The organism is Shewanella sp. SG44-2 (assembly GCF_014164215.1).
Lineage (GTDB): Bacteria > Pseudomonadota > Gammaproteobacteria > Enterobacterales > Shewanellaceae > Shewanella > Shewanella frigidimarina.
On sequence record NZ_JACJEU010000036.1, the window covers coordinates 13,478 to 37,808 of the forward strand.

Consider the following 24,331-nt stretch of genomic DNA (forward strand, 5'->3'; position numbering starts at 1 on the left):
ACATTAAGGTAAATACAATGACTACTGTTTCAATGCGCGACATGCTACAAGCTGGTGTTCACTTCGGTCACCAAACTCGTTACTGGAACCCTAAGATGAAGCCTTTCATCTTCGGCGCTCGTAATGGTGTACACATCATCAACCTTGAGCATACAGTACCAATGTTCAACGAAGCTCTAGCTTTCATTAGCAACATTGCTTCTAAGAAAGGTAAAGTATTATTCGTAGGTACTAAGCGCGCTGCTGGCGAAGCTATCAAAGCATCTGCACTTTCTTGTGATCAGTATTATGTTGATCATCGTTGGTTAGGCGGCATGTTAACTAACTGGAAAACTGTTCGTCAGTCAATCAAGCGTCTTAAAGAGCTAGAAAGCCAGTCTGTAGACGGTACTTTCGACAAGTTAACTAAGAAAGAAGCGTTAATGCGTTCACGCGAATTAGACAAGTTAGAAAAGTCTTTAGGCGGAATCAAGAACATGGGCGGTTTACCTGACGTATTATTCGTTATCGGTGCTGACCATGAGCATATCGCTATTAAAGAAGCAAACAACCTAGGTATTCCAGTTGTTGCAGTTGTTGATACCAACTCTGCACCAGACGGTGTTAACTACATCGTTCCTGGTAACGACGACGCAATGCGTGCTATCCGTTTGTACACTTCTTCTGTTGCTGCAGCTGCTAACGCTGGCCGTGGTCAAGATTTAGCTGTTCAAGCTGAGCAAGACGGTTTCGTAGAAGCTGTTTAATAAGGCGTGATGATTATCATCCCCCTTATTTGCCAATAAGATAATTGGTGAACAGGGGCCTTTTGGCCCCTGTTTTATAAATGCAATATTAGACGAATTAAATTAGAGGATTTAACAATGGCAATTACTGCTGCCCAAGTTAAAGAACTTCGTGACCGCACTGGCGCTGGCATGATGGACTGTAAGAATGCACTGACTGAAACTGACGGTGACATCGAACTAGCGATTGATAACATGCGTAAAAGCGGCGCTGCGAAGGCTGCTAAAAAAGCAGGTAACATCGCTGCTGACGGTACAATTCTAATCAAGAATGGCGAAGGTTTCGCTGCACTTTTAGAAGTTAACTGTCAAACTGACTTCGTTGCAAAAGACTCAAACTTCCTAGCATTTGCTAACGCAGTGCTTGATGTTGCTGCTGCATCTAAAGTGTCTATCGAAGACTTAAAAGCACAGTTTGAAGAAACTCGTGTTGCGCTTGTAACTAAAATCGGTGAAAACATCAACGTTCGTCGCGTTGAGTATATCGATGGTGCAAACCTTGCGTCTTACCGTCACGGTGATCGTATTGGTGTTGTTGTTGCGGGTGAAGCTGATGAAGAAACACTAAAGCATATCGCAATGCACGTAGCTGCTTCTAAGCCAGATTTCGTAAACCCTGAAGATGTGCCTGCTGAACTTGTAGAAAGAGAGCAAGCGCTTCAAATCGAAATCGCGATGAATGAAGGCAAGCCTGCTGAAATCGCTGAGAAGATGGTTGTTGGTCGTATGAAGAAGTTCACTGGTGAGATCTCTCTTACTGGTCAAGCTTTCATCATGGAACCAAAGAAAACTGTTGGCGAAGTTCTTAAGTCGAAAGGCGCTACAGTAACCAGCTTTATTCGTTTAGAAGTTGGTGAAGGTATCGAGAAGAAAGCAGAAGATTTCGCTGCTGAAGTAGCTGCGCAAATCGCCGCTACTAAAAAAGCGTAATCGCTTTAATCTAAATACCCTAAGACCGCAGCAACCGCTGCGGTTTTGTTATGATCAGGATGAAAATTATGAGCACCAATCCAAAACCAGCGTTTAGACGTATTCTGCTTAAATTAAGCGGTGAAGCATTAATGGGTGAAGAAGGCTTCGGCATTGACCCTAAAGTACTTGATCGTATGGCACAAGAAGTGAAAGAGCTTGTTGAACTTGGTATTCAAGTTGGCGTGGTTATTGGTGGTGGTAATCTATTTCGTGGTGAAGGCTTAGCAAAAGCTGGTATGAACCGCGTGGTGGGCGATCACATGGGTATGTTAGCAACCGTAATGAATGGCTTAGCCATGCGTGATGCCTTGCACCGTGCATATGTTAATGCCCGTCTTATGTCTGCTATCCCACTTAAAGGTGTGTGCGATGATTACACTTGGACAGAAGCAATTAGCCTATTAAAGTCTGGTCGTGTGGTTATTTTTGCTGCGGGTACGGGCAATCCTTTTTGTACAACCGATTCTGCAGCATGTTTACGCGGTATTGAGATTGAAGCTGAAGTGGTACTAAAAGGCACCAAAGTAGATGGTGTATACTCAGCAGACCCAATGAAAAACCCTGAAGCGGTTAAATATGACACGCTTAGTTTTGCCGAAGTCCTTGAATCAGAATTAAAAGTAATGGATCTTGCTGCATTTACTATGGCACGTGATCATAATATGCCGATTCTTGTATTCAATATGAACAAGCCAGGTGCACTTCGCCGCGTTATTATGGGTGAGAAAGAAGGTACGATTATTAGCAGTAAACAACCTGCTTAATCACCGACACAGAAAATATTTATATTATATAATTTAACTGTTTGAGCGGTTTTATTGCATGTGTCATTCTTAGGCTAATGCTCAAACACACATGAATTTGTGACAAAAAGGAAATTATTGTGATTGATACTATTATGTTAGATGCGCAAGAGCGCATGAGTAAATGCGTTGATGCGACTAAAAACCAAATGGCGAAAGTTCGCACCGGTCGTGCACACCCAAGTTTATTAGATTCAATTCAAGTGTCTTGCTATGGCTCTATGTCACCACTTAAGCAAGTGGCAAACGTGGGTGTAGAAGATTCTCGTACGTTAACAGTAAACGTGTTTGATAGATCGATGGTTCAAGCGGTAGAAAAAGCAATCATGAGCTCTGACTTAGGTTTAAACCCTATGTCTGCTGGTGCGACTTTACGTATCCCGTTACCTTCGTTAACTGAAGAACGCCGTAAAGACTTCATTAAAGTGGTACGTAACGAAGCGGAAAATGGTCGTATTGCCATTCGTAACGTTCGTCGTGACGCAATCAGTGAAGTGAAAAAGCTTGAAAAAGCAAAAGCATGTACTGAAGATGATGTTCGTCGTAGTGAAGATGAAGTGCAAAAGCACACTGATTCATCAATCAAAAACATCGATCAAATTCTAGCAGCGAAAGAAAAAGAGTTGATGGAAGTATAATCTCTCAACTTAGACGCTAGAGTTAACACGCCGTGTAAGGGTATACTACACGGCGTTTGTTTTTATAAAGGATTGTCGTAGATGTCGTCTACAGTTGAGTTTGAATCAGACCCTAAAGCCGATTCGGAGCAAATGACTTCGCAATTGTTGCCGGGACAATTATCTGATGTAGTAAAACAATCTCTGCCCAAACATGTTGCGATTATTATGGATGGTAATGGCCGTTGGGCACAACTGCAGGGTAAAGCTCGGGTTTTCGGTCATAAAGCCGGTGTTAAAGCTGTGCGCCGTGCGGTAAGTACTGCAAGTCAACTTGGTATTGAATCACTAACCTTGTTTGCATTTTCAAGTGAAAATTGGCGCCGACCCGATAAAGAAGTCAGTTTGTTGATGGAATTGTTTTTTACGGTGTTACAACGTGAATTGAAATTGCTCGACAAAAACCAAGTTAAGCTCAACATTATTGGTGATACCAGCAGGTTTTCTAATCGTTTACAGAAACAGATTGCCGGTGCTCAAGAGAAAACAGCAAGCAATACTGGTCTGATATTAAATGTGGCAGCGAACTATGGCGGACGTTGGGATATCTTACAAGCTGCACAAAAATTAGCCGAAAAAGTTGAAAGTGGCGAAATCACCAGCAGTCAGATGACCGAAGAAGCATTAAATGAACATTTGTGCATGCAAAACCAGAGCGAAGTTGATTTAATGATCCGTACAGGCGGTGACTACCGCATTAGTAATTTTGTTTTATGGCAGGCCGCTTATGCCGAGTTGGTGTTTACTGACACCCTATGGCCTGACTTTGATGAGCTAGCATTTCGTGATGCTATTGCCATTTTTGCCAGTCGGCAGCGCCGTTTTGGTTTGACGGGTAGTCAAATTGAAGAGATACGCGCAATATAAATATTAAGAGGATTAGTTTTTGCTAAAACAACGAATAATAACAGCATTGTGGTTAATCCCAATTGTACTCGGGGCAATATTTTTACTTCCAGCAAACTTGTTTGCTTGGGTGTTAGTGCCAGTGTTTTTAATTGCAGCAAAAGAGTGGGGCAGTTTCATTGACCCAAGCTGTAATGTCACCCAGTGGTCTTTTACTGCTACCCTGGGTCTGTTAATGATAGCGCTTAATTTATCAGTACCCATAGATGTGTTGTGGTTTAAAGGGCAATTACATCCTATTTATCTAGCCATCATCACTATCGGTGTATTTTGGTGGATAGTCAGCAGCGCATTGGTGTTCAGTTTTCCTAAAAGTGCCAAAATATGGAAAGACAGCCCTATGCTGAAATCCATGTTTGGCCAGTTAACTCTCATCCCGTGTTTTGCCTCTTTAATCGCACTCAAATCGTTAAGCAGTAACGTTCATCCCTATTATGGTGGTGCATTAGTGTTTATCGTTATGTTAGTGGTTTGGGCGACTGACACCGGTGCTTATTTTGCTGGGCGTAAGTTAGGTAAACATAAATTGATGCCGAGTGTGAGTCCTGCCAAAACGCTTGAGGGCTTAGCCGGTGGTTTAATTACCACTATGGTTGTGGTTGCGGGCATTATGTATGTTGCGCCAGAACAAGAGCTAGGCTTACTTATTGTGGTGACACTCGTTACGGCTCTGGCTTCTGCTTTTGGTGACTTGTCTGAAAGCATGTTCAAACGCGCTGCAAACATTAAAGATTCTGGCACCATTTTACCTGGTCATGGTGGTATTTTAGACCGTATCGACAGTCTGACTGCAGCATTGCCAGTATTTACCTTTATCTACATTGCCATGTGGATGTGATGCCAATGCAAAATATGGTGATTTTAGGGGCTACTGGCTCAATAGGCGCTAGCACCTTAAGTGTGATGGTAAATAACCCTGCCGATTTTCATGTCTATGGATTAGTGGCCAATGCCAGTGTTCAAAAAATGCTGGCCTTGTGTATTACCCATCAGCCTGAGTATGCTCATATGGTGGATGAGAACGCCGCTATGGAGCTTAAATCATTATTGCCTAATCACTGCGTTACTCAAGTGACTACAGGTGCTGAGGCGTTAAATGCGTTAGTGACCGACAGTCGTACCGATACCGTTATGGCGGCTATTGTTGGCGCTGCGGGTTTAGTACCGACATTTGACGCTGTTAAAGCAGGTAAGCGGGTGTTGCTAGCCAACAAAGAAGCACTGGTTATGTCGGGTGAGTTATTTATGCACACGGCTAGAGCATCAGGTGCGACAGTGCTACCTGTCGACAGCGAGCACAATGCCATATTTCAATGTTTACCAACCAATGTTCAAGCGCAACTCGGTTATTGTGACTTAAGTGCCAATGGCATATCACATATTTTATTAACAGGTTCTGGTGGACCGTTTTTAAACACTGATTTAGCCACCTTAAGTGCGATGACACCTGCTCAAGCTTGTAATCACCCTAATTGGTCCATGGGGCCTAAAATCTCCGTCGATTCAGCCACGATGATGAATAAAGGCTTAGAGTTTATCGAAGCGCGTTGGCTGTTTAATACGCAAGCTGAACAGCTCAAAGTGGTGATACATCCTCAAAGCGTGATCCATTCAATGGTGCAATACCGTGATGGTTCTGTTATTGCGCAAATGGGCAACCCCGATATGCGCACTCCTATTGCTCATTGTATGAGTTATCCGCAAAGAATTGGCGCTGGCGTTGAACCTTTGGATTTTTTCAAAGTCGGACAGTTAAGCTTTTGTGAACCTGACTTTGATCGTTTTCCATGTTTACGCTTAGCGATGCAAGCGTGTGAGCAAGGGCAAGAAGCGACCACAGTATTGAATGCTGCTAATGAAATTGCTGTCGATTCATTTTTAAAAGGCCGAATTCGTTTTACTGATATTGCTAACGTTAATTATCGTTGTTTAGACTCGGTGCAACAAACACGTTTAGACAGTATTGAAGATATATTACAGCTTGATGAGCAAGCACGTGCCACGGCATTGTCCGTTATCAGCACACTAAATTAATTCAGGGAAATAATGATAGATTTTTTTTGGAGCTTGGGTTCATTTATCGTCGCATTGGGTATTTTGATTACAGCCCACGAGTATGGCCACTTTTGGGTTGCCCGTCGTTGTGGCGTTAAAGTCGAGCGTTTCTCTATCGGTTTTGGCAAAGCGATTTGGCGTAAAGTGGGTAAAGATGGCACTGAATATGTTGTCGCTATGATCCCCTTGGGTGGTTATGTCAAAATGCTTGATGAACGCGTTGAAGACGTCCCAGCCGAGCTAGTCGACCAAGCCTTTAATCGTAAAACGGTTTGGCAACGTATTGCGATTGTATCTGCAGGCCCTATTGCCAACTTTATTTTTGCTATAGCAGCGTTATATGTCATGTATCTTATTGGTACTCCGTCGATTAAGCCGGTCATTGACAGTACTAAACTAAATAGCCCTGCTAGTGTTATTCAGTTGGTTGAACCACAACAAATTATAGCGGTATCAGGACAACCGGTACGTACTTGGGAAGAAGTTAATTTAGCCTTAGTAGGTCATATTGGTGATGACAGTATTGAGTTATCCCTAGCACCATTACCAGAGTTGTCTGGCATGGATATGCCAGTTCGCACCGTAAAACTCGATACGCGAAATTGGATATTTGATCCAGAAAAAGAGTCGCCGATAACTGCACTCGGTTTGGGGATATTTCGTCCAGGGATTGATCCAACGATAGCGGCAGTGAGTAAAGACAGTGCGGCGGAGCAAGCGGGCATTAAGATTGGCGATAAACTCGTCAACATCAATGGCACTCAATACAGCGATTGGAATGCGTTTGTTGATGTGGTACAAAGCTCTGCCAATAAAAATATTAATATGACATTGATGCGTCAAGGTGAACTTATCAATGTTGATGTTGTGCCAAAAGCACAACAAAATTCTGATGGTAAAACTATCGGAATTGTTGGAATTAGCCCAACCCAAGCCCAATGGCCTGATAATATGCGCTTTGAGCTTGAGTATGGCATAGTAGATTCTGTTATCGCTGCAACTGACAAAACATGGCAACTCGTTGTCGTCAGCTTCAAGATGATTGGAAAATTATTTACCGGCGATGTGTCGGTGAAAAACCTTAGTGGGCCTATTTCGATTGCACAAGGCGCAGGCGCCAGTGCAAGTTACGGCTTAGTGTACTTTCTAGGGTTTATCGCGCTCATCAGCGTTAACTTAGGCATTATTAATTTAATGCCTCTGCCAGTGCTCGATGGGGGACACTTGCTGTATTACTTTGTAGAAGTGATTACTGGTAAGCCTGTACCCGAAAAGGTACAGGAAATAGGATTCAGGTTTGGCGCAGCTTTGCTGCTAATGTTGATGGGCGTAGCCTTATTCAACGATTTTGCCCGACTCTGAGCAAGGACAGACTAATAATTAGAAGTGCTCTATGAGATTTAATAAAATTTTTGCCTCGATGTTATTCGTCGGCGCGTCTTTTTCAGGGAATGGTTGGGCAGAGTCTTTCCAACCTTTTGAAGTGACCGACATCCAAGTAGAAGGTTTGCAACGAGTTGCTCTCGGTGCAGCACTATTGAGTTTACCTGTGAAAGTAGGTGATACAGTAGATGAAGTTAAATTACAGCAAGCGATTAAGAGCCTTTACGGTTCAACCAATTTTGAAAACATCAGTGTCAGTCATGAAGACGGTATACTCTATGTAACGGTTAAAGAACGTCCAACTATCAGTATTATCTCGTTTGACGGTAATAAAGATATCAAAGACGAGCAGTTACAAGAAAGTCTTGACGGTTCTGGTGTTAAAGCTGGCGAATCACTTGATAGAACCATGTTGTCTGGCATTGAAAAAGGCCTGCAAGATTTCTATTACGGTGTGGGTAAATACGGTGCCAAAGTTGAAGCGCAAATCATCAACTTACCTCGTAACCGTGTTGAGCTTAAATTTAAGTTTACCGAAGGTTTAGCGGCTGAAATCCGTCAAATTAACGTGGTTGGTAATACTGTGTTCTCAGATTCTGAGCTCATCAGTATGCTTGAGCTCAAAGACTATGTGGCATGGTGGGATTTGTTTGGTGAGCGTCGCTACCAAAAGCAAAAGCTACAAGCTGACTTAGAAACCATTAAAACCTATTACCACAATCAAGGCTATATTCGCTTTGAAGTGACTTCAACACAAGTGGCGATGACACCAGACCGTAAAGGTTTGTACATCACTATTAACGTGAATGAAGGTGAAAAGTACAAGGTGAAAGAAGTTAACTTAATTGGTGACCTAATGGGCCGAGAAGAGTTAATGAGATCTATTTTGCCAATTAAAGCGGGCAATATGTACAACGGTGCGGATGTGACATTCACCGAAGAAATGTACAGCAAATACCTTGGCCGCTTTGGTTATGCTTATCCTGAAGTAAAAACCTATCCTGAAATTGATGATGAAACCAAAGAAGTGGTACTCAACATCAATGTTAAACCGGGTAAGCGCGTATATGTTCGCTCAATTAACTTCACCGGTAACACAGTTACTAAAGATGAAGTTATGCGCCGCGAATTACGCCAAATGGAAGGTGCATGGTTGAATTCTGCTCAAATTGAACAGTCTAAGCTACGCCTTAACCGTTTAGGTTATTTCGAAACGGTTGATGCTGAAACCATTCAAGTACCAGGCAGTGACGATTTAGTTGATGTCGCAGTAACTGTGAAAGAGCAACCGTCAGGTTCGTTCAACGCAGGTGTCGGTTATGGTACTGAATCTGGTGTGAGCTTACAGTTTGGCGTTGAACAAAATAACTTCCTTGGTACTGGTAACCAAGCTGGTTTTAGTGTCAACACTAACAAATACTCAAAAAGTGCCAACTTGTCTTATACCGACCCATACTTCACTAAAGACGGTGTCAGTTTAGGTGGTAGCGTTTACTGGAATGAGTTTGATGCTAATGAGGCTAACCTTGAGCGCTATAAGAATAAATCTTATGGTGTTGCATTAAACTCAGGATTCCCGATTAACGAATATAACCGTTTGAACGGTGGTATTGGTTATCGTCATAATACTATTTCAGAAATCTCTGCTTATGAACAAGCATTGCGTTTCTACAATGTGTATCGTGAAACGGATGATCCTAATTCAGACTTAAGTTTTGATAACTTTGAATTGAATGCCGGTTGGTACCGCAGCACACTTAACCGTGGTACGTTTCCGACAGATGGTTCGTCGCAACGTTTAAGCGGTAAAATGACCGTGCCAGGTTCTGACTTACAGTACTTTAAAACGGATTTTGACACCAACTTCTACTTCCCACTGACACCTCAGCATGGGTTTGTATTATTGGCTCGCGCCCGTTTAGGTTATTCAAACGGTTATGGTCAGTTTAACGACAACGATCAAATCTTACCGTTCTGGGAAAACTATTATTCTGGTGGTAGCAGTTCGTTACGTGGCTTTAAGTCTAATTCAGTAGGCCCTCGTTCGTTCTATTTATACCGTGGTAGTGAGCAATGTGCGCCTGATGTTTCAGGTGATGGTTGTAGTTTACCAGGTGACCCAAATACCATTCAGGTGAGTTCAGGCCGTTCAATTGGTGGTAACGCCATTGCAACAGCAAGCTTTGAAATGATTGTTCCGACACCATTCCTCGATGAAGCTTACACTAACTCAGTGCGAACAAGTTTCTTCGTTGATGCAGGTAACGTATGGGATACTGAGTTTGATTATGACTCATATCGTACTTTACCCGCGGATCAGTTCTCTAAGTTAGAAGACTATAGCGATCCAGAGCGCTTACGTGCCTCATGGGGTATGAGCGTGCAGTGGCTATCGCCAATGGGACCTATGGTATTCAGCTTAGCTTGGCCACTGAAAGAATATGAAGATGACGAGACAGAGATTTTCTCGTTCAATATTGGCAAAACGTTCTAAAACTAATACACTCGGCAGGTTTTGCTGATAACAACAAGTTTAACAAGGAGTCTACTTTGAAAAAGATGGTAAATCGCGCATTAATTACATTGGCATTGTTTGCTACCCCTATGCTAGCCCAAGCGGAAAAACTCGCAGTGGTTGATATGGGTGAAGTGTTCGAGCAGTTGCCACAGCGCGAGCAAATTTCTAAATCATTAAAAGCTGAGTTTGGTGATCGTGTTGCTGAAGTCCAAAAAATGCAGGAAGAAATGCGTTCTTTGGTTGAAAAGCAACAACGTGACGGCGCCTTAATGAGCGATTCACAAAAGACTGAATTAGTACGTAAAATGGAATCATTAAAGTCTGAATTCCAGTTGAAAGGCAAAGCACTAGATGAAGACATGCGTCGTCGTCAAGGTGAAGAGCAAAACAAACTATTAGTTCAAGTTCAAAAAGCGATTAATACCATTGCTGGTAAAGAAAAATACGACATGGTGCTACAACGTGGCGCAGTTATTTTTGTTAAACCAGAAGCTGACATCAGCAGCAAAGTGGTAGAAGCCTTAAGCAAAGGCAAATAATAAGTATGAAAGTGACTTTAAAAGAGCTTAGCCAACTATTGGGTGCAACGATTAAAGGTGACGCAACACTGGAAATAACCAGTGTCGCTACCCTTGAAGATGCAACCCAAGGCCAACTCTCTTTTTTAGCCAATAGTAAGTACCGTGCTCAGCTTGAGGCAACTCAAGCTAGTGCGGTATTGCTGAGCGAAAAAGAAGCAAGTTGTTATCATGGTAATGCCCTTATTGTTAGCGATCCTTACGTAGGATTTGCTCGAGTAGCGCAATTACTAGATACCACCCCAAAAGAAACGCCTGGTATTCATCCTTCAGCTCAAATAGATACATCAGCCATTTTAGGTGACGGTGCCGCTATTGGTGCAAATGCGGTGATAGGTGCGAATGTTATTTTGGGTGAAAATGTTCAAATAGGTCCAGGTTGTGTGGTGGGTGAATCCAGTATTATTGGTTCAAACACGCGTCTTTGGGCTAATGTAAGTGTTTATCATAATGTACATATTGGTCATGATTGCATCGTCCATTCAGGGACGGTAATTGGCTCTGATGGTTTTGGTTATGCCAATGAACGCGGTAACTGGGTTAAAATTCCACAAACAGGCGGCGTTCGGATTGGTAATCATGTTGAAATTGGCGCATGTACTTCTATTGACCGTGGTGCGTTGTCGCATACCGAGATCCACGATGGTGTGATTATCGACAACCAAGTTCAAATTGCTCATAATGTCGTTATCGGCCAAAATACCGCAATGGCTGGCGGCTCTATTATTGCTGGCAGTTCTACCATTGGTAAATATTGTATTATCGGTGGTGGTAGTGCTGTTGCTGGACACCTTAGTGTCGCTGATGGTGTACACATATCAGGCGGAACGAACGTGACCAGTGTTATCCGTGAAAAAGGTGTGTATTCGTCCGCAACCATCGCAATGGAAAACAAATTATGGCGTAGAAACACTGTTCGTTTCCGTCAATTAGATGAATTATTTAGCCGAGTTAAAACCCTCGAGAAAAGTGCTAAGGGCTCAGAATAATTGTAATTCTGCCTTATTTAAGGAATGTAGTGTGTCAAACCAATTAAACACCATGGATATTAAAGAGATACTTAAATATCTACCTCATAGATATCCATTTTTGTTGATCGATCGTGTATTGGACTTTACCGTAGGTGAGCACTTACATGCGATTAAAAATGTCACCATTAATGAGCCTTTTTTCCAAGGACATTTTCCTATACAGCCTGTTATGCCTGGCGTGCTCATTTTAGAAGCCATGGCACAAGCAACGGGTTTACTTGCCTTTAAAACCATGAGTACAGAGCCGTCTCCAGAGGTGCTGTACTATTTTGCTGGTATCGATAAAGCGCGTTTTAAACGTGTTGTTGAGCCAGGCGACCAAATACATTTTCACGTTAAAATGATTAAAGAGCGTCGCGGTATTGGTGTGTTTGTTGGTGAAGCCTTGGTTGATGGTGAACTGGTTTGTTCTGCTGAAATCATGTGTGCACGTAGAGAGATTAAGAAGTGATAGATAAATTAGCGTTTGTTCACCCAACAGCCAAAATTGGTAATAACGTCACTATTGGTCCTTGGACCTACATAGGTGAAAACGTTGAAATCGGCGATGACACATGGATAAGTTCTCATGTTGTGGTTAAAGGTCCAACGGTTATCGGTAAAGGTAATCGTATTTTTCAATTCTCTTCAGTTGGTGAAGAGTGTCAAGATAAAAAGTACGCAGGCGAACAAACTCGCTTAATTATCGGCGACAATAACATCATTCGTGAGTCGGTTACCATTCACCGTGGTACGACCCAAGATAAAGGTGAAACTCGCATAGGTTCTAACTGTCTGTTTATGGCGTATGTTCATATTGCCCATGACTGTTTTGTCGGTAATAACGTTATTATGGCTAACAATGCTTCCATTGCCGGTCATGTACATGTTGGTGATTGGGTTATTTTGGGCGGCATGACTGGTGTGCATCAGTTTGTACACATTGGCGCGCATGCCTTTACCGCGGGTGCTTCACTTATTTTGCAAGATGTTCCCCCATTTGTAATGGCTGCTGGTTCTCCTGCAGTACCACGTGGATTAAACTTAGAAGGCTTAAAACGCCGTGGTTTTACCAAAGAAAACCAGCGAGCAATTTTGAGTGCGTATAAAGCGGTTTTCCGTAAGAGTTTAACCATTGAAGAAGCTAACGCTGAATTAATTGAGGCCGCTGAAAAAGACATCAATGTGAAAGCATTTATGGAATTTATCAACCACTCTGCTCGTGGCATTATTCGATAGACGGAAACAATGACCAACTCTCCTTCAAAAGTATTCGCCATTGTCGCCGGAGAAATCTCCGGCGATATTTTAGGTGCCGGTTTAGTTAATTCACTCAAAAAACGCTATCCTGATGCGCGCTTCATCGGCATTGGTGGCCCTCGAATGCAAGCTCTAGGGTTTGAAAGTTTATTTCCAATGGAAGAACTGTCGATCATGGGCTTAGTCGAAGTGTTATCACATTTACCTCGACTGCTGCATATTCGTTCAAGCCTAGTGAAACAAATTACTGAATTAGCGCCAGACTGTTTTATTGGTATTGATGCGCCCGATTTTAATATTGGTGTAGAGCTTAAATTAAAAGCCAAAGGGATTAAAACAGTCCATTACGTCAGCCCGTCAGTATGGGCTTGGCGTCCAAAACGTATATTTAAAATTGCTAAAGCCACTAATATGGTGTTGTCGTTATTGCCGTTTGAGAAAGCGTTTTACGACCAACATCAAGTGCCTTGTACTTTTGTTGGGCATACACTTGCGGACGATATTCCGATGCACAGTGATAAGCTAGCTGCGCGGCAGTTATTAGGATTAGATCCTAATGCTGAATACTTGGCGGTATTGCCTGGTTCCAGAGGCGGTGAGCTAAAGCAATTAGCTGAGCCGTTTGTCAAAGCGGCTCAATTAGTTAAGCAAACCTTTCCAGACATCAAATTTGTCACCCCAGTGGTTAATGATGCTCGTCGACAACAGTTTCTTGCCGCACTTGAGGAGTTTGCTCCCGATTTAGAAGTCACTATTGTTGAAGGCCAATCTCGCGAAGTCATGGCTGCTGCTGATTGTATTTTATTGGCATCTGGCACAGCGACTTTAGAGGCCATGCTGGTTAAACGTCCTATGGTTGTGTCGTATCGGGTCAGCCCAATTACGTATGCCATCGCCATTAAAATGATGAAAATCAAAAACTATTCGTTGCCTAATTTGCTCGCAAACGACACCATTGTGCCAGAACTGATGCAAGCTAATTGCCAACCACAGTTAATTGCCGATGCGATAATCAAGCAGCTTAATCAAGATTTTGCACCGCTAAATACCCACTTTGAAGAATTACATCAATTACTAAAGTGTAATGCCAGCGAGCGAGCGGCAGATGCTGTAGTAGCATTATTACAAACGCCGTAACCTGACTAGGATAAGCTAATATGTCGACATTATCGGTTGTGATAAAAGATATTACCCCTGAACAAGTAGCCATTATTTCACAAGGTCTTGTTGCTGGTGTTGACGAAGTCGGGCGTGGTCCACTGATTGGTGATGTGGTCACAGCCGCGGTGATATTAGATCCGAATAAACCGATTGTTGGCCTCAATGACTCTAAGAAGCTTAGCGAGAAACGTCGTAATGCTTTGTATCAACAGATTATGGATAACGCGTTAAGTGTCAGTGTTGGCCGTGCCAGCCCTGCTGAAATCGATGAGCTGAATATTTTGCATGCCACCATGCTGGCCATGCAGCGCGCAGTAGCGGGGTTATCCATTTTGCCTGAACGAGTACTGGTTGATGGCAATCGGGTACCGGATTTTGGTATTGCTAGTCATGCGATAATTAAAGGCGACGGCTTAGTGGCAGCGATTAGTGCAGCATCCATTATTGCCAAAGTGACTCGTGATGCCGAGATGGATACGTTAGACAGTCAATATCCACAGTATGGCTTTGCTAAACATAAAGGTTATCCAACCAAAGCACACTTTGAAGCGCTAGCCTTGTATGGTGTGTTGCCTGAACATCGTAAAAGTTTTAAACCTGTTGCGGATCGCATTTTACTCCAAAATACATTTTGATCATGACCAGATTAAACGAGTTTATCGTTGGATAACGTCGCTTAGTTTGGTAGTCTAAATCCCGCATTTTCGTGTTGTTTCATTCATCTTTTTCGAAGAAAAAATATTCTATGTCCGATCCTCGTTTTGTTCACTTGCGCGTCCACAGTGATTATTCAATGTCAGATGGCGTTGCTAAAGTTAAACCTATTATTGCTGCTGCTGAAAATCAGGGGATGGCAGCAATAGCGTTAACTGATCAAAACAACTTTTGTGGTTTGGTTAAGTTTTATGGTGCTTGTAATGGTGCGGGAATTAAGCCGATCATTGGTGCCGATTTTTGGGTGCAAACCCCTGGATTTGAAAAAGAATTCTGTGCCTTAACCATTATCGCGATGAACAATGAAGGTTACCAAAATCTGACCCAACTGATCAGTGAAGCCTATCTTCGCGGTCATGTTGATAACCGTGTGGTGATCGACCAAGATTGGTTAGTCAAATACAACAGCGGTTTGATCATTATCTCGGGTGCCAAAGATGGTGATGTCGGCAAAGCATTATTAAAAGGCAATCAAAACCAAGTCGAGTCGTTAATTGCCTTTTATCAACAACACTTTGAAGATCGCTATTACCTTGAACTTATTCGTACTGGCCGAGCACATGAAGAGCGCTATTTGCACATGGCGGTTGAGTTAGCATCAATAAAAGGTTTACCTGTTGTTGCCACCAACCAGGTGGTGTTTTTAAAACAAGATGATTTTGAAGCCCATGAAATCCGGGTCGCTATTCATGATGGTTTTACTTTAGTTGATCCTCGTCGCCCTAAAACCTATAGCGATCAACAATATCTGCGCACCGAAGATGAAATGATTGCATTATTTGCCGATATTCCGTCGGCAATTCAAAACAGCGTTGAAATTGCGAAACGCTGTAATGTCACCATTCGCCTAAATGAATACTTTTTGCCTAATTTCCCTACCGGCGACTTATCCATTGAAGATTTCTTGGTTAACGTGTCCGTTAAAGGCTTAGAAGAACGTCTCGAATTTTTATTTCCAGATCCACAAGTTCGTGTTGAAAAACGGGGCGAATATGACGAACGTCTCGAGATTGAATTAAAGGTAATTAACCAGATGGGTTTCCCTGGTTACTTCCTTATCGTGATGGAGTTTATTCAGTGGGGCAAAGACAACGGCATTCCAGTTGGTCCCGGCCGTGGTTCTGGTGCGGGATCGTTAGTCGCATACGCGCTTAAAATTACCGACTTAGATCCACTAGAATACGATTTACTGTTCGAACGTTTCTTGAACCCTGAACGTGTATCCATGCCCGATTTCGACGTCGACTTTTGTATGGACCGACGCGATGAAGTCATTGACCACGTAGCAGAATTATACGGTCGAGAAGCGGTATCACAGATTATTACCTTTGGTACCATGGCAGCCAAAGCCGTTGTGCGCGATGTTGGCCGCGTATTAGGTCATCCTTACGGCTTTGTTGAACGTCTAACTAAATTAATCCCCGCAGAACCAGGGATGACATTGGCGAAAGCCTTTGAAGTTGAACCCGCGCTGCCTGAAGCCTATGACGGTGATGAAGACGTTAAAGAGCTTATCGATATGTGTCGCCGCTTAGAAGGGGTAACACGTAACGCGGGTAAGCATGCCGGTGGTGTGGTTATCGCCCCGACTCGAATTACCGACTTTGCACCGTTATATTGCGATGCCGAAGGCTTAAACCCAGTTACACAATTTGACAAAAATGACGTTGAAACTGCTGGTCTGGTTAAGTTCGATTTCTTGGGCTTACGTACCTTAACCATTATTGATTGGGCATTGCAGATGATTAATCCGCGCCTGATTAAAGAAGGTAAAGACCCCGTTAGTATCGAAGCCATTCCGCTTGCCGATCCTGCTTGTTTTAGATTACTGCAACGCTACGAAACAACCGCGGTATTCCAGCTGGAATCTCGCGGTATGAAAGACCTGATTAAACGTCTGCAACCCGACTGTTTTGAAGACATGATTGCGCTCGTGGCACTTTTCCGCCCAGGTCCTTTGCAGTCAGGCATGGTTGACAACTTTATTGAACGTAAGCACGGCCGTGAAGAAGTGTCATATCCAGATGCTGAATATCAGCATGAGTCACTAAGAGAGTTATTGTCACCGACCTACGGCATTATTTTGTACCAAGAGCAGGTGATGCAGATTGCTCAGGTATTGTCGGGTTACACCCTAGGCGGCGCGGATATGCTCCGTCGTGCAATGGGTAAGAAAAAACCTGAAGAAATGGCCAAGCAGCGCGGCACGTTTAAAGAAGGGGCGATTAATAACGGCGTCGATGGCGACTTGTCGATGAAAATCTTCGATTTGGTGGAAAAGTTCGCCGGTTACGGTTTTAACAAATCGCATTCTGCCGCTTATGCACTGGTGTCGTATCAAACCTTGTGGCTAAAAACTCATTTCCCATCGCAGTTTATGGCCGCGGTAATGTCTGCCGACATGGACAACACCGACAAAATCGTCACCTTGGTTGACGAATGTGAACGCATGGGCTTGCCGCTAATTCCGCCCGACGTAAACAAAGGCTTATTCAAGTTTACGGTCGATGACGACCTTAATATTGTTTATGGTATCGGCGCGATTAAAGGCGTGGGTGAAGGCCCGGTAGATTCTATTTTAGAAGCCCGTAAAAATGGACCGTTTACCGACCTGTTCGATTTTTGTGCTCGAATTGATTTGAAAAAGCTCAACAAGCGAGTGATTGAAAAGCTTATCCTTGCAGGCGCCTTAGACACATTAGGTCCGCATCGAGCATCAATGATGGCGACCTTGCCTCAAGCGATTAGTGCAGCGGCGCAACATGCTAAAGCAGAAGCGACAGGCCAAAATGACATGTTTGGTTTACTCAATAGTGAACCTGAAGACAGTAAGCAAAACTTTGTTCATTGTACCCCGTGGCCAGACAAAATTTGGTTGGAAGGTGAGCGCGAAACATTAGGACTTTATCTTACTGGTCACCCTATTAATCAGTATTTAAAAGAACTTAAGCAATACACTAATGGCCGCTTAAAAGACATTCACCCAACCGAGCGCGGTAAAACCGTTAAAGCGGCAGGGCTAGTGGTGGCAACACGGGTGATGATCACTAAGCGTGGCTCTAAAATGGGCTTAGTCACATTAGATGATAAAAGTGCCCGTTTAGAAGTAATGCTATTTACCGAGCCGTTTGAGAAGTTTGGTCACATGCTCGAAAAAGATCGCATTCTTATTTGTGAAGGCGATGTCAGTTTTGATGATTTCTCTGGCGGCAATCGCATGAACGCCCGTAATATCATTGAAATTGGCGAAGCGCGCAGTCACTTTGCCAAAGCGGTTGAAATCAATGTTCATGGCGATGATGTCACGCCTGACTGGTTACAAACCTTTGAGCAAACATTAACACCGTGGCGTAAGGGCGCCGTGCCTGTGGTGATTAACTACACCAAACAACAAGCCAGCGGCAAAATCGTGTTAGGTGAAGAGTGGCGAGTTAACCCTAGTGATGAGTTAATGTTAGCCCTCGAAAGCATGCTTGGTTCAACTAACGTCAAAATCGTGTTTAATTAGGCGCGCATCATGATTGAAAAGTCTTCGTTAACAGAGCAAATAAGTGCACCACAACTGCTAAGTTTGCTCGAACAAGCGATATTACCCCTTTATCAAATGAGTGTGGTTAAAGGTGAATCATCGTCTAAGTTAGTACTGGCTTACAGTGGCGGCGTTGACTCAGAGGTGCTCGCGTGTGGATTAAGTGCCTTGGCACACAAACATCCGCATATTGCTTGCCTGCTTATTCATGTTCATCATGGGCTAAGTGCCAATGCTGACATTTGGGTACAGCACTGTATCACTCGGGCTAATCATTATCAGCTGCCAGTACAGATTGAGCGAGTTAAGGTTGAAAAGGGCCCTCGGCAGAGTCTAGAGGCGCAAGCCCGCGATGCTCGTTACCAAGCATTTGACCGTTATCTTAATCCCGGTGACATTTTACTGACCGCCCATCATCAAGATGATCAACTTGAAACCTTATTACTCGCGTTAAAACGTGGTCAAGGCCCAAAAGGGTTGGCGGCAATGGGGGCGATACAAGCTTACAACCAAGCTTGGCTAGTTAGACCGTTATTGGATATCAGCCGCGATCAAATCGAGCAATTTGCGGCGCAAAAACAACTATCCCATATTGAAGATGAAAGTAATCAAGACGACAGCTTTGATAGAAATTTTTTACGCTTGGATATCATTCCAAGATTAAAACAGCGTTGGCCAAGTATTACGACCACCGCAGGGCGTAGCGCCGCATTATGTGCCGAGCAGCAACAGGTTATTGACGACGAAGTGAGTCATCGCTTACCCGAGTGGTTAATAGTGCCAAGTGATACAAATGCATTAATGACCGAATCAACCGGGTTTAAACTCACCGGGTTTGGTCAATTGAGTGCCGCTTGGCAAGCATTACTGTTTCGCGGTTATTTAATTCATTGTGGCGTTAGTTTACCTTCGCAAGCACAATTACAGCAGATCCTGTCACAACTGTTAGCGGCTAAAGACGACGCTAATATATCGATTCAGTGGGGCGATTATCAGGTTAAACGCTTTGCTGGTATCGCTTATGCTGTTAGCCATAAAGAGCTCGACGCTATTGATGCAAGTGCAGTGCAACAACAATTTGAGCAACTGCTTAAAGGCGAGCTGCAACAAACAGTGTGCCGAGTTGGGCACAAGCAATGCCAGATCGGTCTGCAAATCGCCACAGACAATACGCCGCTTCTTGCTTTACCGAATAATACTGTTGCGAGCATACGTTTTGGCGCGGCAGGTTCAATTAAATGCCAGCCACAATTTGCTACATCACAACGGCAAAAAGCGCGCGAATTAAAGAAATTGTGGCAAGAGTGCAATATCCCGCCATGGCGAAGACCACAAATCCCGTTAGTTTTTTATGATGACACCTTAGTGGCCGCCGTTGGTTTATGGGTCGACAAACGCTACCTTGCCCAAACCGGTGATCAAGGGATTCGTATACCGCTTTTTGACGCACGATGAAAAGTGATTACGGCAGGTCAAGACAGTAACAAGCGGTAACCGTCGGTCAAGACGATAACAAGCGATAGAAACAGGCAAAGCGGTAACAGTCTGCTAAGACGATAACAAGCGATAACAACGGATAAATCGCTAGGTGCTAGGCCGCTTCGCGACTAGATGCGATAAAAGCGGTAGTACTGCTGATGGCTTCAGACTATATTATTGAATTCGGCCTTTATTGCCGCGAAGCGTTCTAGCAGGACGAAGTCCGCTCTCGTCCCTAGCATCTGTTACAATAAATTTTCTTAATACTCAACAGAGGATGTTGTCTGTGAATACCTTTCGTTTATTAGCCGTGTTTGGTGTGTTGCTTCTGCCAAGCGTAAACGCTACCCCATTTCAATTTGATCAAAAAACCTATCGTCAAGATGTGCAAACCTTAGCAAGTGATGAATTTGAAGGCCGTGGGCCGTTATCTCATGGTGAAAAACTGACGGTTGAGTATTTAGAAAACGCCTACAAAGCAATGGGACTCGCTCCAGGTTTTGGTGACAGTTATCGTCAAGCTGTGCCAATGGCTAAAATTACTGCTGATCAAACAATGCAGCTGAGTATGGGCGACTTAGTGTTTAACAACGGCACAGACTTCACCGCCCGTACTGAACAAGTTCAGCCTCAAGTGAGTGTAGATAACAGCGATGTAGTGTTTGTTGGCTATGGTATTAATGCGCCGGAATATCAATGGAATGATTACGCCAACATTGACGTTAAAGGCAAAACCGTGATTATGCTGGTCAATGACCCAGGCTTTGCGACTCAAGATCCTGCCATCTTTAAAGGCAATGCCATGACCTATTATGGCCGTTGGACTTATAAGTATGAAGAAGCAGCAAGGCAGGGCGCCAAAGCGGTGTTTATTGTCCATGAAACCGCACCCGCAGCCTACGGTTGGAACGTCGTTGAAAACAGCAACACTAATACTAAATACACCTTAGTTGATGATCAAAATAATCAATCACACATTGGCGTCATGGGTTGGATCCAACACCAAACCGCGCAAAAAGTGTTTCAAGCAGCAGGCTTAGACTTTGATAAAGTCAAACTCACCGCAGCAAAAGCGGGTTTTAAGTCTATACCACTTAAACTCAAAGCCAATTTAGCAGTAAAAAATACCATTGAATTAGCCACATCCTATAACGTAGCAGGGCTGATACCAGGTACCAGCCAAGCCGACGAATGGTTAGTCATGCATGCCCATTGGGATCATTTAGGTAAAACCGTGCAAGACGGTAAAACGGTTATTTTAAACGGCGCTGTCGACAATGCCTCTGGCGTGGCAGGTGTGTTACAACTTGCTCGTCATTTTAAAGCGCAAAACAAAGCCCCTAAACGCTCTATTCTGTTTACTGCATTTACCGCCGAAGAAACCGGCCTTATTGGCGCGCAATACTTTGCTGCCAATCCTCCGGTACCGACTAAACAACTGGTATCGTTTTTAAATATAGATGGCATGAATGTGGGCAAAGGTGTTAATTACATCCTGCGTTATGGCCAAGGCGTATCAGAACTTGAAACCTATTTAGACGATGCCGCCAAAGCACAAGGCCGTACTGTAAAGGCTGATCCTCGTCCACAAAATGGCTTAATGTTCCGTTCAGACCATTTTGCTTTAGCCCAACAAGGCGTCCCCGGGTTAATGTTCATGAGCTTAGGCGACACTGATCCAGACTACATTGCCCATAAGTACCATCAAGGCGCAGACGATTACGATGCCAGCTGGAATTTATGCGGGGTAGAGCAAGATCTAGCTTTAATCAGCGACATCATTGAAAAGCTAGCCAACAACAACGACTGGCCAAAATGGATAGAAGATTCAGACTTTAAAAAGCGTCGAGCACAAGACGGTAAGTAGTGTTAGCTAGTTGGATAAAGAGAGGAGGCGAAAGCCTCCTTTTTATTAGATATGGCCTACGGCCACTAACGTCGTGGCGCTCACCCACACCAGACCAAGAGGAAACCAACGGCTGTTCCCTCTTGGAACTCCCAGCCGCCCCGCAACATTTTCAAACAGCGAAAAGGTCGCCATGGGGATTGATCCAGCTTTGGGCTTTATTTGGAATCGGCCTCGGCCACCTTTTTATGGTAAAGAATGAAAATGCTAACGCTTCCGATGGTACATCCTGTACCGCGAAAGCTAGCCTGACGTCCTGTCAGGCTCACGCTATTTTCTTCAACGTCCTCAAGTTCATAGTTGAGACCCATTACAAGCAAGGCATATAACTCGTTTCTGCCGCGAAACTAGTTGAAGAGTATTGCCAATGATACAAAAATATAGAGAAAGTTTTGTTTAATGAAATATCGTGGTTAACACTATTTCTTTGCAATATGACTTAATTTTTAAATATTAGAATGCGTTACATAAATATATGAAGTATCTTCGTGTAACAAAATAAAATGGAGAAGCTTATGTTCAAGGATGTCGAACTCTATCAAATTACTTTATTAGTTTTAGCTGTTCTATCGTGTGTGACATTTTTTATGGTTTACTCAACATCACGTAAACGTAAAGAACTAACTATTGAAATTGAACGTAAAGAAAAAGCGCTGAAAAGTAAACCGATTGATCAACTTATACTTGATTTACAGAAATCATATCAAAACATCGAACATAAGCTATCTACAGGGATGCCTGTATATAATGAGTTAAATAAAAAACTAGCTCATATTAATGGACAATTAAAATTTATCGATGTTGGATTGTTTCCTCCTACATTCAATTTTGATGATAGTGAATCACTGAAAAAGCATATTGAAGATTGTTTAGAATTACAATTCGAATCAATCAGGAATAGTAGAGCGACAACTGCATATTCTAACTGGGAGTGGTTTGGCAGTAAAAGTGAAGGTGCTAAGATGGTTAGTTCTTATCGAAACCTTTTGTTAAAAGCATTTAATGCTGAGTTTGATTTCATTCGAAAGCAAATGCGTCATTCAAGTTATGATATAGCACTGAAAAAACTATATAAGCTTGAAGAGCAATTATCAAAACTTGGTGAAACAGCAAGAGTGGCTATTTCAAGTGATTATTTAAAGCTTAAAGTAAATGAGCTTTCAGTTTGGCATCGTGAGCTCCAACACAAAGAAAACCTTAAACAGCAAAAGAAAGAGCAACAGGCTTTAATTAGAGCGCAAGGTAATCAATCAGGTGATCAAGCAGAGGAAATAGGGGATGAACTTTATTATCGTAAATCTGATTTGATAAAAGCTCAGAAGCTTGCCAGTCAATTACACGGTGCTAATGCCGCAGAAATAGAATTAAAAATTTCCCATATTAAGAGTGAAATTAATCAGTTAGAGCGTAAGTTTGAAAGAGCAACATCACAAGCTCAGTTAACAAGAGTTGGTTACATCTATGTCATTTCTAATATTGGTAGCTTTGGTGAAGGAGTTGTGAAGATAGGCATGACAAGGCGCTTAGAACCTATGGATAGAGTTAATGAGTTGGGTGATGCAAGTGTTCCCTTTAAATTTGATGTTCATACACTCACATTCGTTGGTGATGCTCCTGAGATTGAAAGGAAGTTGCATCAAAAGTTTAATGATAGACGTGTGAATGCCGACAATTATCGTAAAGAGTTCTTCAGAGTATCGTTACAACAAGTTACGGAAGCCATGGAAGAATTAGGTATTGAATGTGATTGGTATTTTGATGCAGAAGCAAAAGAATATCGAGAAAGCTTACTCATGCGAAAAGCTCTTAAACATGATGCCTCACAAGCTCAGACTTCATCATATCAGTTACCAGCTTCCATATAGGGGGAATAGCATATGTACATAATTATGTTATTAGCATGTTTATTATCTTATTCAATTTATTTACTTTTGTCATCTCGATCTAAGTTTCTGTCTCTAAAAGAAAAATCTGCTCAGATTCAAATAATGTATCAACCAGTGACGATTGAAGAACAAAAATTAAATGATTTAAACAATAAGTACAGCTCTCTTCAATCAAGTTATCAAGATAATTTAACACTTCTCCGTAAACGTGAAGAATTGTTTTCTAAGTACCATATAAGTATCGGTACATCAGACTCTACGGTATATTCAAAATTGGTTAATAGTAGGGAGCTGAAAGATATAGAAAGTAAATTACACCAGTCCAAAGCTAGACTAAAAGAGATGGTAGGTAAAAAGACTGCTTGTATTTGTAGCATAGGTTCAGATGTTAGAGTTAACGGTAAGAAATCAGAAGCCACTAAATTGTTTAATAGAGAAGTTAAGCTACGACTTCGTTGTTTAGACAATGAATTTAAGGCAGCATCAGCGCTGGTAGCATGGAATAACATAAATCGTTTAATTCAGCGTACTACAGATACATTCAATGAGATTAATGTTTCTGGTACCACAGTTAAAACATATCTGAGTCTGAGGGATCCCCACGAATTTAATAGGATGCTTGTGGGTCCCTTACTAAATTTTGAAGCATCTTAATTGCTGACATCCAATGCCATTTCAACAGCTTCAAATTCTTATCCTTGTAGGCTCT

20 protein-coding genes are annotated in these 24,331 nt (G+C 42.8%); all 20 read left to right on the top strand.

The genetic code is table 11. The annotated features are described in order from the left end of the window. Positions 1-17 precede the first annotated feature (17 nt). Positions 18-746: a 30S ribosomal protein S2 gene (rpsB, locus tag H5181_RS18540; RefSeq protein WP_011636744.1), complete on the top strand. Its 729-nt coding sequence runs from the start codon at positions 18-20 to the stop codon at positions 744-746. A 117-nt stretch (positions 747-863) separates the two neighbouring features. After that, positions 864-1,715 carry a translation elongation factor Ts gene (tsf, locus tag H5181_RS18545; protein WP_011636745.1) on the top strand — a complete coding sequence of 284 codons (852 nt, stop codon included), beginning with the start codon at positions 864-866 and terminating at the stop codon, positions 1,713-1,715. Between the two features lie 68 nt (positions 1,716-1,783). Continuing rightward, entirely contained in the window at positions 1,784-2,521 is a 738-nt protein-coding gene (gene pyrH / locus H5181_RS18550; RefSeq protein ID WP_011636746.1) for a UMP kinase, read from the top strand. Positions 2,522-2,655: 134 nt separating this feature from the next. Continuing rightward, the gene (gene frr / locus H5181_RS18555; RefSeq protein ID WP_220491834.1) at positions 2,656-3,198 is read left to right on the top strand and encodes a ribosome recycling factor; all 543 of its coding nucleotides are present in this window, start codon (positions 2,656-2,658) and stop codon (positions 3,196-3,198) included. A gap of 81 nt (positions 3,199-3,279) precedes the next feature. Next, the gene (gene uppS, locus H5181_RS18560; protein ID WP_011636748.1) at positions 3,280-4,104 is read left to right on the top strand and encodes a polyprenyl diphosphate synthase; all 825 of its coding nucleotides are present in this window, start codon (positions 3,280-3,282) and stop codon (positions 4,102-4,104) included. A 19-nt stretch (positions 4,105-4,123) separates the two neighbouring features. Then, positions 4,124-4,981: a phosphatidate cytidylyltransferase gene (locus tag H5181_RS18565; RefSeq protein WP_011636749.1), complete on the top strand. Its 858-nt coding sequence runs from the start codon at positions 4,124-4,126 to the stop codon at positions 4,979-4,981. Between the two features lie 5 nt (positions 4,982-4,986). After that, a complete protein-coding gene (ispC, locus tag H5181_RS18570) occupies positions 4,987-6,177 on the top strand; it encodes a 1-deoxy-D-xylulose-5-phosphate reductoisomerase (RefSeq protein WP_123777361.1) in 1,191 nt (396 codons plus the stop codon). Between the two features lie 12 nt (positions 6,178-6,189). After that, positions 6,190-7,560, top strand: a complete 1,371-nt coding sequence (gene rseP, locus H5181_RS18575) for a sigma E protease regulator RseP (RefSeq protein WP_011636751.1) — start codon at positions 6,190-6,192, stop codon at positions 7,558-7,560. 31 nt (positions 7,561-7,591) lie between these two features. Continuing rightward, positions 7,592-10,075, top strand: coding sequence for an outer membrane protein assembly factor BamA (gene bamA, locus H5181_RS18580; RefSeq protein ID WP_011636752.1), 2,484 nt, complete (start codon positions 7,592-7,594; stop codon positions 10,073-10,075). A 65-nt stretch (positions 10,076-10,140) separates the two neighbouring features. Further along, entirely contained in the window at positions 10,141-10,638 is a 498-nt protein-coding gene (locus H5181_RS18585; protein WP_011636753.1) for an OmpH family outer membrane protein, read from the top strand. 5 nt (positions 10,639-10,643) lie between these two features. Continuing rightward, the gene (lpxD, locus tag H5181_RS18590) at positions 10,644-11,666 is read left to right on the top strand and encodes a UDP-3-O-(3-hydroxymyristoyl)glucosamine N-acyltransferase (RefSeq protein WP_011636754.1); all 1,023 of its coding nucleotides are present in this window, start codon (positions 10,644-10,646) and stop codon (positions 11,664-11,666) included. A 31-nt stretch (positions 11,667-11,697) separates the two neighbouring features. Next, positions 11,698-12,159 (top strand): 3-hydroxyacyl-ACP dehydratase FabZ, encoded by a 462-nt coding sequence (fabZ, locus tag H5181_RS18595; protein ID WP_011636755.1) that lies wholly within the window; start codon positions 11,698-11,700, stop codon positions 12,157-12,159. Then, positions 12,156-12,926 (top strand): acyl-ACP--UDP-N-acetylglucosamine O-acyltransferase, encoded by a 771-nt coding sequence (lpxA, locus tag H5181_RS18600; protein WP_011636756.1) that lies wholly within the window; start codon positions 12,156-12,158, stop codon positions 12,924-12,926. The genes fabZ and lpxA overlap by 4 nt, the downstream gene beginning before the upstream one ends. Before the next feature lie 9 nt (positions 12,927-12,935). Next, a complete protein-coding gene (gene lpxB / locus H5181_RS18605) occupies positions 12,936-14,084 on the top strand; it encodes a lipid-A-disaccharide synthase (protein ID WP_182751730.1) in 1,149 nt (382 codons plus the stop codon). A gap of 20 nt (positions 14,085-14,104) precedes the next feature. Then, on the top strand, positions 14,105-14,743 hold the full coding sequence (rnhB, locus tag H5181_RS18610) for a ribonuclease HII (RefSeq protein WP_123883963.1): 639 nt from the start codon (positions 14,105-14,107) through the stop codon (positions 14,741-14,743). Between the two features lie 110 nt (positions 14,744-14,853). Next, positions 14,854-18,330, top strand: coding sequence for a DNA polymerase III subunit alpha (gene dnaE, locus H5181_RS18615; protein WP_182751731.1), 3,477 nt, complete (start codon positions 14,854-14,856; stop codon positions 18,328-18,330). 9 nt (positions 18,331-18,339) lie between these two features. Then, a complete protein-coding gene (tilS, locus tag H5181_RS18620; protein WP_182751732.1) occupies positions 18,340-19,806 on the top strand; it encodes a tRNA lysidine(34) synthetase TilS in 1,467 nt (488 codons plus the stop codon). A 301-nt stretch (positions 19,807-20,107) separates the two neighbouring features. After that, positions 20,108-21,697, top strand: a complete 1,590-nt coding sequence (locus H5181_RS18625; protein ID WP_182751733.1) for a M28 family metallopeptidase — start codon at positions 20,108-20,110, stop codon at positions 21,695-21,697. A 554-nt stretch (positions 21,698-22,251) separates the two neighbouring features. Continuing rightward, the gene (locus tag H5181_RS18630; RefSeq protein WP_182751734.1) at positions 22,252-23,601 is read left to right on the top strand and encodes a DUF4041 domain-containing protein; all 1,350 of its coding nucleotides are present in this window, start codon (positions 22,252-22,254) and stop codon (positions 23,599-23,601) included. 135 nt (positions 23,602-23,736) lie between these two features. Then, positions 23,737-24,276, top strand: coding sequence for a hypothetical protein (locus H5181_RS18635; protein WP_220491833.1), 540 nt, complete (start codon positions 23,737-23,739; stop codon positions 24,274-24,276). Positions 24,277-24,331 lie beyond the last annotated feature (55 nt).